The 12849-nt window shown below is 65.7% G+C and carries 8 protein-coding genes and 1 pseudogene; 6 read left to right on the top strand and 3 right to left on the bottom strand.

Features of this window, described 5'->3' with window-relative positions; genetic code table 11:
• Positions 1 to 200: 200 nt before the first annotated feature.
• From cysD to ACFLEY_RS42200, 4 genes are all read left to right on the top strand, one after another.
• Positions 201 to 995 carry a sulfate adenylyltransferase subunit CysD gene (cysD, locus tag ACFLEY_RS42185; protein ID WP_011084292.1) on the top strand — a complete coding sequence of 265 codons (795 nt, stop codon included), beginning with the start codon at positions 201 to 203 and terminating at the stop codon, positions 993 to 995.
• 20 nt (positions 996 to 1015) lie between these two features.
• Entirely contained in the window at positions 1016 to 2932 is a 1917-nt protein-coding gene (gene cysC / locus ACFLEY_RS42190) for an adenylyl-sulfate kinase (protein WP_060909168.1), read from the top strand.
• 548 nt (positions 2933 to 3480) lie between these two features.
• Positions 3481 to 5646: a malate synthase G gene (locus ACFLEY_RS42195; RefSeq protein ID WP_060909169.1), complete on the top strand. Its 2166-nt coding sequence runs from the start codon at positions 3481 to 3483 to the stop codon at positions 5644 to 5646.
• Between the two features lie 130 nt (positions 5647 to 5776).
• The gene (locus ACFLEY_RS42200; protein ID WP_027544225.1) at positions 5777 to 5977 is read left to right on the top strand and encodes a CsbD family protein; all 201 of its coding nucleotides are present in this window, start codon (positions 5777 to 5779) and stop codon (positions 5975 to 5977) included.
• 75 nt (positions 5978 to 6052) lie between these two features.
• Here the strand turns inward: ACFLEY_RS42200 and ACFLEY_RS42205 are convergent, their stop codons facing one another.
• On the bottom strand, positions 6053 to 6208 hold the full coding sequence (locus tag ACFLEY_RS42205; protein WP_011084288.1) for a Thivi_2564 family membrane protein: 156 nt from the start codon (positions 6206 to 6208) through the stop codon (positions 6053 to 6055).
• Between the two features lie 271 nt (positions 6209 to 6479).
• Between ACFLEY_RS42205 and ACFLEY_RS42210 the strand changes: the two are divergent.
• Positions 6480 to 8573 (top strand): annotated as a pseudogene (locus tag ACFLEY_RS42210) (methyl-accepting chemotaxis protein).
• Between the two features lie 262 nt (positions 8574 to 8835).
• Positions 8836 to 10929: a methyl-accepting chemotaxis protein gene (locus tag ACFLEY_RS42215; RefSeq protein WP_060909170.1), complete on the top strand. Its 2094-nt coding sequence runs from the start codon at positions 8836 to 8838 to the stop codon at positions 10927 to 10929.
• A 364-nt stretch (positions 10930 to 11293) separates the two neighbouring features.
• Here ACFLEY_RS42215 and ACFLEY_RS42220 read toward each other — a convergent pair whose 3' ends face one another.
• Entirely contained in the window at positions 11294 to 11944 is a 651-nt protein-coding gene (locus ACFLEY_RS42220; protein ID WP_060909171.1) for a DUF2865 domain-containing protein, read from the bottom strand.
• Positions 11945 to 11961: 17 nt separating this feature from the next.
• On the bottom strand, positions 11962 to 12768 hold the full coding sequence (locus tag ACFLEY_RS42225) for a L,D-transpeptidase (protein WP_211433815.1): 807 nt from the start codon (positions 12766 to 12768) through the stop codon (positions 11962 to 11964).
• Positions 12769 to 12849: the final 81 nt, after the last annotated feature.

A 12849-nucleotide genomic window follows, 5' to 3' on the forward strand; every position in this document is an offset into this window, starting at 1 on the left:
CTATATATGTGTCGTTTCGAGCGCGCAAAGAGAAAATTTTTTCTTCTCTCCTGCGCTGCAACTATAGAATTTTCGCCTCCAAACGCAAAGTGGCAGAGATGCATCTTCTCAAGGACGATTCCGCAGCTGTCGGAGTGAGCAGCCCCGCCCTCACCGGGCGCTCGGGCTCGCAAGAATTTTCTGCTGATGTTGCGCCCAGCATGGACCATCTGGACCAGCTCGAGGCGCAGAGCATCTACATTTTCCGCGAGGCCTTCGCCCGTCTGAAGAAGATCGCCCTGCTGTGGTCGCTCGGCAAGGACTCCAACGTCATGATCTGGCTGGCGCGCAAGGCGTTCTTCGGCCGCATGCCGTTCCCGGCCCTCCATGTCGACACCGGCAAGAAGTTTCCGGAGATGTATCGCTTCCGCGATCATTACGGGAAGGAGTGGGATCTCGACCTACGCGTCGAGCCCTGCCCGCCCATCGATGCCGTCGACCCAACGCTGCCGCCGGCCGCCCGTTCCGCTGCGCGCAAGACCGAAGGCCTCAAGATGGCACTCGGCAAATACGGCTTCGACGGCCTGATCGCCGGCATCCGCCGCGACGAGGAGGCCACCCGCGCCAAGGAGCGCGTGTTCTCGCCGCGCGGTCTCGAAGGCAATTGGGACGTGCGCGACCAGCCGCCTGAGTTCTGGGATCATTTCAACGCCTCGCCGCCGCAAGGCGCGCATTTGCGCATCCATCCGATCCTGCATTGGACCGAGGCCGACATCTGGGCCTACACCAAGCGCGAGAACATCCCGATCATCCCGCTCTATCTGTCGCAAAACGGCAAGCGCTACCGCTCGCTGGGCGATCAGGACATCACCAATCCGGTGAATTCGACTGCGTCGACCATCGAGGAGATCCTGGTCGAGCTCGAGCAGACCAAGGTGCCGGAGCGCGCGGGACGCGCGCTCGACCACGAGACCGAAGACGCCTTCGAGCGTCTGCGCGTCGCCGGCTATCTCTGACCTCAGGACGCAACGCGGCCATGAACATGATCGTCACCCCCGCTTCGCCCGCGACCCCGAACGGCACCACGCGCCCGCAGGTCCGCATCGTCATTGTCGGCCATGTCGACCACGGCAAGTCGACGCTGGTCGGCCGCCTCCTGCACGAGACCGGCAGCCTGCCCGACGGCAAGCTGGAGATGCTGAAGGCCGTCAGCGCGCGGCGCGGCATGCCGTTCGAATGGTCGTTCCTGCTCGACGCGCTCCAGACCGAGCGCGACCAGGGCATCACCATCGACACCACGCAGATCCGCTTCCGCACCAATTCGCGCGACATCGTGCTGATCGACGCGCCCGGCCATGCCGAATTCCTGCGCAACATGATCACCGGCGCCTCGCAGGCCGACGGCGCGGTGCTGATCATCGACGCGCTCGAGGGCGTGCGCGACCAGACCAGGCGGCACGGCTATCTCCTGCATCTGCTCGGCGTGAAGCAGGTTGCGATCGTCGTCAACAAGATGGACCGCGTGGATTTCTCCGCCGATCGCTTCCAGGCGATCAGCGACGAGATTTCCGCGCATCTCAACGGCCTCGGCGTGACGCCGACGGCCGTGATCCCGATCTCCGCGCGCGACGGTGATGGCGTCGCGACGCGCACCGACCGCATCGGCTGGTACAAGGGACCGACCGTGGTCGAGGCGCTGGACCAGCTCGAGCCGGCGCGCCCGCTGGAAGCGCTGGCGCTGCGGCTGCCGGTGCAGGCGATCTACAAGTTCGACGACCGCCGCATCGTGGCGGGCCGCATCGAATCCGGCAGCCTGGTTGCCGGCGACGAGATCGTGATCATGCCGGCCGGCAAGATCGCCAAGATCAAGACGGTCGAGAGCTGGCCGGCGACGCCGATTGCCGGACGGCAGGGCGCGGGCCGCTCGGTCGGTATCACGCTCGACCGCGAATTGTTCATCGAGCGCGGCGACATCGTCGCGCATGCGGGCAGTGCCCCGCGCGAGACGCGCCGCTTGCGCGCGCGCATCTTCTGGCTGCACGACAAGCCGCTGGCCAAGGGCGACCAGCTCCTGGTCCGCTGCGGGCCGAAGGAAAGCCGCGCCACCGTGGTGGCGATCGAGAAGGCGGTCGATCCGGGCGAATTGTCGAGCGTCGAGAACAAGGCGATCGGCCGCAACCATGTCGGCGAGATCGACATCTCTCTTTCGAATCCGATTGCGACCGATCCCTACACCGAGAATCCGCGCACCGGACGTCTGGTGATCGAGGTCTCCGGGCGCATCGCCGGCGGCGGTCTCGTGCTGTCGGTCGATGCCGGCCAGCGCGCCGTGCCGGTCGACATCGTGCCGGTGGAATCGGCGCTGCGGCTGGACGAGCGCTCGGCGCGCTACCGCCACAACGGCGCCGTGGTCTGGCTCACCGGCCTGCCGGCCTCCGGCAAGTCGACGCTGGCGAAGGCGCTGGAGCGGCGGCTGTTCACCAATGGCGGCTCCCCGATCCTGCTCGACGGCGACACGCTGCGCGCCGGGCTCAACAACGATCTCGGCTTCTCCGCGTCCGACCGCAGCGAGAACATCCGCCGTCTCGCCGAGGTCGCGACGCATCTCGCCCGCAACGGCCACATCGCGATCGTCGCCGCCGTCTCGCCCGCCCGCGAGGACCGCGCCACCGCGCGCCGCATCGCCGACACCGCGTTCCGCGAGATCCATGTCGCGACACCGGCCGGCGTCTGCGAGGAGCGCGATCCGAAGGGCCATTACAAGAAGGCCCGCGCCGGCGCGCTGGCGTCGTTCACCGGCATCGGCAACGACTACGAGACGCCGCAAGCGGCCGAGCTCGTGATCGACACGTCGACACGGTCGGTCACTGAAGCCGCCGACGAGATTGAGCAGATGCTGAAGACCACCGGCGTGCTGTTCGACGAAGTCGTGGATCTCGCCGCGAATATTTGAGGCGCCGATTATCGCGAGTGTGCTCGCTGCCTCCGCGCATGCAGTGCGTTCCCTCCCCCGTTGCGGGGCAGGGCAATCGCATATGGTGTGCACGATGCGGCGGCATCGGCACTGGGCTCCCTCTCCCTCTTGCGGGGGAGGGTTGGGGTGGGGGTGTCTCCGCGTCGGGATTGTTGGGGATTGCGGATGACATCCCTGCGTGGCGAGAGCCCTCACCCGCCGCGCTCTGCGAGCGCGTCGGCCTCTCCCGCAAGCGGGAGAGGCGGAGCAAGCCCGCGGAATATCCTCGTGAAATCCATATGCGATTGCCCTGCCCCTTGCGGGGGAGGGAGCGCAGTTGTGCGCTTGGCGCCAAGCCGGGCTCAAGCGTTTGTAAAACGATCCGGCCCGCCCACCGCTTCTTGACATTTTGACAACCCCCCGGGGGTCTTCTCACCGCCCCGATTTTGGGGCTAATAGGTCCCGAAAGCCGCCCCCTGTGGGCGCATTTTGCTGCTGTCGGGTCAAAAGCAGCCAAAAAACAGCCATTTCCAACAAGAAAGCCCATCATGAAACGCGTCGACGCCCACGGATTGAAGATCGCTCCTGTTCTGTTTGACTTCATCGCCAAGGAAGCGGCCCCGAAAACGGGGATCGCGCCGGATGCGTTCTGGGCCGGGGTTGCCGCCATCATCAAGGACCTTGGGCCGAAGAACCGGGCGCTGCTGGCGTTGCGCGACACGCTGCAGGCCAAGATCGACGACTGGCATCGCGCCAACAAGGGCAAGGCGTTCGACCTCAATGCCTATACCGCCTTCCTGAAGGAGATCGGCTATCTCGTCCCGGAGCCGGCGACGCAGAAGGTCGAGACCGCCAATGTGGACGAGGAGATCGGCAAGATCTGTGGCCCGCAGCTCGTCGTGCCCCTCACCAATGCGCGCTATGCGCTGAACGCGGCGAACGCCCGCTGGGGCTCGCTCTATGACGCCTTCTACGGCACCGACGCGATCCCCCACGATCCGTCCGAGAGCGGCAAGGGTTACAACAAGGCGCGCGGCGACAAAGTGATCGCGAAGGCCAAGGCCTTCCTCGACGCCGCCGTACCGCTCGCGACCGGCAGCCACACCGACGTCACCGCCTACAGCATCGTCGCGGGCCAGCTCGCGGTGAAGCTGAAGAGCGGCAATGCGACCGCGCTGAAGAACGCCGCGCAGCTCGCCGGCTTCCAGGGCGATGCGGCCGCGCCGAGCGCGGTGCTGCTCGTCAACAACGGCCTGCATGTCGAGGTGACGATCAACCGCAACAGCGCGATCGGCAAGGACGATCCCGCCGGCGTCGCCGACATGGTCATGGAGGCCGCGGTCTCGACGATTCTCGACATGGAGGACTCGGTTGCCGCGGTCGACGCCGAGGACAAGGTGCTGGTCTACCGCAACACGCTCGGCCTGATGAACGGCACGCTCTCGGCCGACTTCGAGAAGGGCGGCAAGACGCTGACCCGTTCGCTCAACGCCGACCGCAGCTACAAGACGCCGGACGGCAAGGGCGAGGTGAAATTGCACGGCCGCAGCCTGCTGCTGATGCGCAATTGCGGTCACCACATGTTCACCGACGCAGTGCTGGACGAGACCGGCGAGGAGGTCCCGGAGGGTCTGCTCGACGCCGCCGTCTCGGGCCTGCTTGCGATCCACGACCTCAAGGGCAATTCGAAGGTCAAGAACAGCCGCACGGGATCTGCCTATATCGTCAAGCCGAAGATGCACGGCCCGGACGAGGTGTCGTTCACGTGCGAGATTTTCGACCGCGTCGAGAAGATGCTCGGCCTGCCGGAGAATACGCTCAAGGTCGGCATCATGGACGAGGAGCGGCGCACCACCGTCAACCTCAAGGCCTGCATCCAGCGCGCCTCCAAGCGCATCATGTTCATCAACACCGGCTTCCTCGACCGCACCGGCGACGAGATCCACACCTCGATGGAAGCGGGCCCCATGATCCGCAAGAACGAGATGAAGGCGCAGGCCTGGATCAAGGCCTACGAGGACTGGAACGTCGACATGGGCCTGATCGACGGCCTGCCCGGCCACGCCCAGATCGGCAAGGGCATGTGGGCCGCGCCCGACAAGATGGCGGACATGCTGCAACAGAAGCTCGCCCATCCGCAGGCCGGCGCCACCACCGCCTGGGTCCCCTCGCCGACCGCCGCGACGTTGCACGCGCTGCACTACCACCAGGTCAACGTCATCGCGCGCCAGCAGGAACTGACCAAGGGCGGACCGCGCGCGAAGCTGTCCGACATCCTCACCATTCCGGTGTCGAAGTCGAACTGGGCGCCCGACGACGTCAAGCAGGAGATCGACAACAACTGCCAGGGCATCCTCGGCTATGTCGTGCGCTGGATCGACCAGGGCGTCGGCTGCTCCAAGGTGCCCGACATCCACGACGTCGGCCTGATGGAAGACCGCGCCACCTTGCGCATCTCCAGCCAGCACCTCGCCAACTGGCTGCACCAGGGCGTGATCACCGAGGCGCAGGTGATGGAATCGCTAAAGCGCATGGCCGTCGTCGTCGACAAGCAGAACGCAGGCGATGCCATCTACAAGCCGATGGCGCCCGCCTTCGACGGCGTCGCCTTCAAGGCCGCCTGCGACCTGATCTTCAAGGGCCGCGAGCAGCCGAACGGCTACACCGAGTACATCCTCACCGCGCGCCGCCGCGAGGCGAAGGCGGCGGGCTGAGCCCGGTCACCGAAATGTCAAAAGCCCCGGCGCGAGCCAGGGCTTTTTTGTTGGGCGAAACGTCGCGGCGCGAGGAGGAACGGCTGCGCACCGCTCGCGTTGTCGGGCCATCAACCAACGGGAGATGGTCATGGATTGGAACCGCATCGAAGGAAACTGGAAGCAGTTCAAGGGATCGGCCAAGGAGAAGTGGGCCAAGCTCACCGACGACGACCTCAAACTGATCGAGGGTCGTCGCGAGCAGCTCGAAGGCCGGCTGCAGGAACGTTACGGCAAGGCCAAGGACCAGGTTCGTCAGGACGTCGACGACTGGCTCAAGACGCTGCACTAGCGTGCTCGGGAACGCAGACCAAGCCCCGGCTTTCGCCGGGGCTTTCCATTTCGAAGCATCGTAGCGGTGCGCCCGCTAGAATACCGTGAGATATTTCAACAGCGACACCACACCAATGATGATGACGACCACGCGCGCGATCTGCTTGGCGCGGCCGTCCATCGGCAACATGTTGATGAGATAGAGCACGAGAATGACGACGAGAAATGTGACGAGTACGCCGACCAGCATCGCGAGGCCCCCCTCAGGCAGATTGCTAACGATAACCTAACGCCTGTCTCGCGCGACGGTTCCACCCGGGCAACCCATTGCAACTTCTAGTAAATGCGTACTTCTACCGGCAGGCCGGCTGCCTAAAACTTTACCCTTTTCCTTTCAGATGCAGAAACCGTTTGAGCCCCTGAAGCGCAAACGGCGTGCGATTGCCGATCTGCCGCGCCCCTGTTTGCCGATGTTGCCGGGCGTCTTCACGAAATTTGCAATGGGAATTTGGGGGACTTCGATGCTCAATCGTCTGACCGTATCCGCGCTGCTGAAGGCGGTGATCGCGATCACGTCGGTCTGTGTGGTGATCGCGCTCTCGCTCACCGCCTATGAATCCTGGGATCGCCTCAAGACCGCCAACCGCATTTCGTAGATCGCCGACGCTTCCGCCGATCTGTTCAAGGCGATGCACAATCTGCGCACCGACCGCTCGACCACCAACCGGCTCCTGAACGCGACCGAGCCGATGGATTCCGAGATCGAGAAGTATTTGCGTGCGCTGCGCGATGCGCAGATGCCAGCGATGGCACGTGCGCTGGAGCTGCTGCCGAACATCGACTTCTCGCAATCAGGCACGCTGGTGCCGGAGCTCGCGCGCCTCAACAAGCTGCTGATCGAGGAGCAGAAGCAGTTCTGGGAGGACGTGGCCAAGCCCAAGGACCAGCGCCGCGCGGGCCTGCCAAAGGAATACATGGAGACGACGCAGGGCCTGCTCGAGACGCTCGACAAGCTCTCGAACGTCCTCGCCGCCACCGTCAACCACCAGGACGCCGTGATCGACCAGCTGCTGTCGATCAAGCAGAATGCCTGGCTGCTGCGCAACACCGCGGGCGAAGCCTCGCTGATCGTCTCGACCGGTCTTGCCGCCGGCAAGATCACCCCCGAAGCCCGATACAACTACACCCAACATGTCGGCGGCACGTCGGCGATGTGGAAGGCGCTGGAATTGACGACCTCGGGCATGCAGTTGCCGCCGGCGCTTGCCTCCGCCCTGGCCGCGGCCAAGACCGCCTATTTCGAGCCGCAATATCTCGCGCTGCGAGACCGTCTCGCGGACACGCTGGTCAAGGGCGAGAAAGCCGAGATGACCGCCAACCAGTGGAGCCCGGTCACCGTCGGCCGTCTCTCCAGCGCGGTCGCGGTGGCGGAAGCCGCTCTCGATGCCGCCAAGAGCCATACGCTGGAACAGCGCTCCGCAGCTCAACGCGCACTCGTCATGCAGCTCGCACTTCTGGCGCTCGCCGTCGGCCTCGCCGTCGGTGCCATCATGCTGGTCAACCGCCGCGTCATCCATCCGCTCAACACCATGCGCGATGCCATGCTAAAGGTCGCCGGCGGCGACCTTGCCGTGGACAGCGGCTATCTCGACCGCAAGGACGAGATCGGCGCGCTCGCCGGCGCGCTGGAGGCGTTCAAGCAGCAAGCGACCGACAAACTCAAGATCGAAGAGCAGGAGCGCGCGCGCAACGCGGGCGCTTCGGCCCGCCAGCGCGCGATCGAGGTCTATGTCGGCGAGTTCGAGGGCGCGGTGCGCAAGACGCTCGGCGAATTGAGCGAGGCCTCCGGTAAGATGCGCAAGACCTCGGGCGATCTGTCCGCGGTGTCGCGCCAGACCAACGACCGCGTGCAGATCGCCGGCAACGCCTCCAACGACGCCTCCATGAGCGTCGACAGCGTGGCGGCCGCCGCCGAGGAGCTCTCGGCCTCGATCAACGACATCAGCCAGCAGGCGGCCCATGCCGCGGGTATCGCCGGCCGCGCCGTCACCCAGGCGCGCGAAACCGACGGCACCGTGCAGGGCCTGGCAAAATCCGCCGGACGCATCGGCGAGGTCGTCGGCCTCATCAACACCATTGCGGCGCAGACCAATTTGCTGGCGCTCAACGCCACGATCGAGGCGGCGCGCGCCGGCGAAGCCGGCCGCGGCTTTGCCGTGGTCGCCTCCGAGGTGAAGTCGCTGGCGAGCCAGACGGCCAAGGCCACCGAGGAAATCTCCGAGCAGATCGCCGACATCCAGCGGGTGGCTGGCGACGCCATCAACGCAATCCAGACCATCGGCGGCATCATCGGCGAGGTGAACGAGGTCGCGACCGCGATCGCGGCCGCCGTGCAGGAGCAGGGTGCGGCGACGCAGGAGATCACCCGCAGCACGCAATTTGCGGCGCAGGGCACCAGGAACGTCTCCGACAACATCACCGGCGTCAGAGCCGATGCGGATGCCGCCGCAGCCGCCGCGGACAACGTCAAACACGCCTCCGAGACGCTGGAGAGCCAGAGCCGCCAGCTCGGCGAGGACGTCACCGGCTTCCTTGGCAAGATCCGCGCGGCTTAGGCTTCATAGGCGCGTGGCCGGCCACACACCCCGATGTCGTCCTGGCTTTCGCCAGGACGACGATGGTGGGTGCCAACCCTCAATGCCCCGGTAATTTTACGGCAGCACCACTGTCTAAGTTTTTACCCTTTTCGGGCCAAATGCGCCTCAAGCGCCTGCCGCAAGGCGGGTGCTTCTGTCACGTGCAACCCTTTGGTCCTTCGAAGTTCGAGGGGGCTGCCGTTCGGGGCCACGAACTTCGAAACGCGTACCGGGGTGTCCGATGCTCAACCGCCTGACCGTATCCGCACTGCTGAAGGCGGTAATCCTGTCCACCGCATTCGTCGTCGTGATCGGCTTCTCGATCAGCGCATGGAGCTCATGGGGCCGGCTGCAAGCCGCCAACCGGATCGTCGCGGTCTCGGCCGCATCGGCAGAAGTGTTCAAGGCGATGGCGAACATCCGTGCCGACCGTTCGACCAGCAGCCGCCAGCTCACCTCGGACGTCCAGTTGGACCAGGACATCGAAAGATATATCCGCGGAATCCGCGACATCCTGATGCCGGCGCTGGCACGCGCCACCGAGATTCTTCCCTCCATCGACTTGCCACAGGGCAAGACGATGGTGTCGGACCTCGGCCGGCTGAACAAGGTGTTGCTTGAGAAGCAGGCGGAATTCTGGACCGAAGTCGCCAAGCCCAAGGCTTCGCGCCGCGCAGCACTCGCCAAGGAATATACCGACGCCGAGGATGGACTGATGGCAATCCTCGAAAAGCTGGCGCCGGTGCTCGGCGCGAGCGTCAATCATCAGGACGCGGTCATCGACCAGCTCCTGATGATCAAGCAGATGGCCTGGCTCTTGCGCCTGAGTGCCGGCGAGTCCTCGCTGATCGTCGGCAACGCGCTCGGCACCGGCAAGATCACGCCCGAGCTTCAGCTCGCCTATATCAAATTCGTTGGCGGCACCGATACGGCCTGGCATGCGATCGAGCTCGCCACGGTCGGCATGCAATTGCCGCCGGCGCTCGCCGCGGCGATGGCGAACGCCAAGGCGGTTTATTTCGATCCGCAATACGCCACTACGCGCGACGGCATCATTGCCGCGGTCGCCAAGGGCGAGAAACCGTCGATGACGGCGAACCAGTGGAGCCCCTATTCGGTTGGCCGTATGGCGAGCGCGATCAAGCTCGCCGACGCCGCGCTCGAGGCGGCCAAGGACCATTCCGCGGCCCAGCGCGCGACCGCGGTGCAATCGCTGATCGTCAATACCGCCCTGCTCCTCGCCGCGATCGTCCTGACCGGCGCCGCGATGCTCGCGGTCAGCCGCCGCGTGATCACGCCGCTGCACCGGATTCGCGACGCCATGCTCAAGGTCGCCGGCGGTGACCTTGCCGTCGACAGCGGCTATCTCGACCGTCACGACGAGATCGGCTCGCTTGCGGGAGCGCTGGAGACGTTCAGGCAGCAAGCGACCGACAAGCTCAAGATCGAGGAGCAGGAGCGCGAGCGCAACGCCGGCGCCGCCGCGCGCCAGCGCGCGATGGAGAGCTATGTCGGCGAGTTCGAGGGCAAGGTTCGCAAGTCGCTGGGCGAGCTGAGCGAGGCCTCCGGCGAGATGCGCAAGACCGCGGGCGACCTTTCCGCGGTGTCGCGCCAGACCAATGAGTGCGTCGAGGTCGCCGGCAAGGCGTCCAACGACGCCTCCACCAGCGTGGACAGTGTCGCGGCGGCCGCCGAGGAGCTCTCGGCCTCGATCAACGACATCAGCCAGCAGGCGGCCCATGCCGCCGGCATCGCCAGCCGGGCCGTCAATCAGGCCCGCGAGACCGACGGCACCGTTCAGGGGCTGGCGCAGTCCGCAGGGCGGATCGGCGAGGTCGTCGGGCTGATCAACACCATCGCGGCGCAGACCAATTTGCTGGCGCTCAATGCCACGATCGAGGCCGCGCGCGCCGGCGAGGCCGGCCGCGGCTTTGCCGTGGTCGCATCCGAGGTGAAGTCGCTGGCGAGCCAGACGGCGAAGGCGACCGAAGAGATCTCCGGGCAGATCGCCGACATCCAGAAGGTCGCGGGCGACGCCATCAACGCGATCCAGGCCATCGGCGGCATCATCGGGGAGGTCAACGAGGTCGCCACCGCCATCGCCGCCGCCGTTCAGGAGCAGGGCGCGGCGACGCAGGAGATCACCCGCAGCACGCAATATGCGGCGCAGGGCACCAAGAACGTCTCCGACAACATCACCGGCGTGAAGGCCGACGCCGACACCGCCGCCGGCGCCGCTGACAACGTCAAGCAGGCGTCGGAAACGCTGGAGACGCAGAGCCGCCAGCTCGGCCAGCAGGTCAGCGACTTCCTGGGCAAGATCCGCGCGGCGTAGGGCTGCGGGTTGGAGAGAAAGCCGTAGCCGCTCCTTCGGTGTCGTCCCGGCCTAGTCGCAATCGCGCACGGGGGGGCCGGGACCCAGCCACAAGGAGAAGTTAGGATGCGAGCTGGCAACTCCGAGTCTTCGCCAAACCACGCCCTGTGGCTATGGATCCCGGATCTAGGCGCGCTTTGGGCGCGCTTGTCCGGGACGACAGCGGAGATTGGGGCACGGGCATTGCATCACGCGAGATGTCGTCCTGGCGAAAGCCAGGACCCATAACCACCGGCCACCACAATGGGCAGGCTGGTGGTTATCTGCGTGCCGCCAAACTCGCATTCGGGGTAATGGGTCCTGGCTTTCGCCAGGACGACAGGGGCTACTCCTTCGCCACCACCGGCACCTGGCGGAATCTGGCGCGGACCGAGTCCGGCAGCGGGGAGAAGTTCATCGCGACGCCGCGGCGATCGCCAGCGTTGCGGCTGGCGACCACCAAGCCATCGGCGCCCGCGACGATGTCACCCTTGCGCAGGGTGGGGTCGTCCTCGACCTTGATCTGGGCGAGGCCGACCGGATCCTTGCCGTTGCAAGTGCAACCCGACACGATCTCGTTGCGGTAGCGGAACGCGTTCGGCAGATCGGAATAGGATTTTCCGCCCTCGGTCGTGGCGTCGTCGATGTTGCTGCCATAGACCAGCGATGTTTCCGAGGTCGGGCAGAAGCTCTTGCAGGACTGCGCCTTGCTCTCGGCATCGTTTCCTTGCGCCGGGAAGTAACGGCCATCGCAGCCGCGGACGCAATAGGCGGCGCCACCGCCGTAGGACGCCCGCTGCCGCGGCGTGTCGTAGCGCGGCCTGTCGTCATTGGGAAACGGCATCCGGATCTCCGGCGGCGGGCGCATCCGGAAGCCACCGAACAGCGCCGAGAAGAAATCCTCCGCATGCGCCGGCGTCAGCGCGAGGCCGAAAGATGCGGCGGCGAAGAACGCCGCGGCGCCACCGGCCAGTTTGCTGATCGAACGTCTCTTCATGCGATCTCACCCAACTCTCAGTTCACGGCCGACGTCGAGATGTTCAGGGCCTGCCGGCCCGAGGGCAGCGTCGTCGACGCGGGGCGCTTGCGCCAAGAATCACTCCCCCTGTCGCCGCCCTTCGCCATCAGCGGCGCGTTCTTCGGCAGCACCACGCCCCTGGCGCCGATATTGACGCGGCTGAACAGATCGGTGACGTCTTCGTTGGTCAAGCGGATGCAGCCGGAAGAGACGAACTTGCCGATGGTGGTGGGATCGTTGGTGCCGTGGATGCGGTATTCGCTCGAGCCCAGATACATCGCGCGCGCGCCGAGCGGATTGCCGGGACCGCCGGCGACGAAGCGCGGCAGATAGGGCTGACGCGCGATCATCTCGGCCGGCGGATGCCAGTCCGGCCATTCCGCCTTGCGGCTGACGCTCTGGACGCCCGACCAGGTGAAGCCCTCGCGGCCGACGCCGACGCCGTAGCGGATCGCCCGGCCGTTGCCGAGCACGTAATAGAGGTACGTATTGCCGGTATCGATCACGATCGTGCCGGCCGGCTCGCTGCGGTCGAAGCTGACGACCTGCTTGCGCAGCCGATCGGGCAACTGGGCATCCTCGTCGGTCGTCTGCGCCGGCTCGCTGACATAACCTTGCGAATAGCTCGGGTCTTGTTGATACGCCTGTGGCTGCGGCAAATACGCCTGCGGTTGCATCGGCGCATAGCCCAGCGTCTGCGCATTTGCGCTGCCGAAAGGCACCGCGAGCAGAGCGGTTGCGAAGGCAAAAGCGGCGGCGGCGCGCGGCGAGAAGCTGCGACGGACTGTAGAGACCATTGTCATGTGCTGCCCCATTGGGTGCGTGCATCTCAGGTGATGCGGCTTGCCAACAAACGCAGCCGGGCCGACTCAAGTTCCGCCGCC

Source organism: Bradyrhizobium sp. YCK136, assembly GCF_044570075.1.
Taxonomy (GTDB): Bacteria; Pseudomonadota; Alphaproteobacteria; order Rhizobiales; family Xanthobacteraceae; genus Bradyrhizobium; species Bradyrhizobium diazoefficiens.

Excerpts from the sequence above, each read along its gene's own strand:
- cysD (WP_011084292.1), top strand. The coding sequence starts at position 201 with ATGGACCATCTGGACCAGCTCGAGGCGCAGAGCATCTACATTTTCCGC.
- ACFLEY_RS42200 (WP_027544225.1), top strand. The coding sequence starts at position 5,777 with ATGGATTGGAACCGCATCGAAGGAAACTGGAAGCAGTTCAAGGGATCG.
- cysC (WP_060909168.1), top strand. The coding sequence starts at position 1,016 with ATGAACATGATCGTCACCCCCGCTTCGCCCGCGACCCCGAACGGCACC.
- ACFLEY_RS42195 (WP_060909169.1), top strand. The coding sequence starts at position 3,481 with ATGAAACGCGTCGACGCCCACGGATTGAAGATCGCTCCTGTTCTGTTT.
- ACFLEY_RS42205 (WP_011084288.1), bottom strand. The coding sequence starts at position 6,208 with ATGCTGGTCGGCGTACTCGTCACATTTCTCGTCGTCATTCTCGTGCTC.
- ACFLEY_RS42225 (WP_211433815.1), bottom strand. The coding sequence starts at position 12,768 with ATGACAATGGTCTCTACAGTCCGTCGCAGCTTCTCGCCGCGCGCCGCC.
- ACFLEY_RS42220 (WP_060909171.1), bottom strand. The coding sequence starts at position 11,944 with ATGAAGAGACGTTCGATCAGCAAACTGGCCGGTGGCGCCGCGGCGTTC.
- ACFLEY_RS42215 (WP_060909170.1), top strand. The coding sequence starts at position 8,836 with ATGCTCAACCGCCTGACCGTATCCGCACTGCTGAAGGCGGTAATCCTG.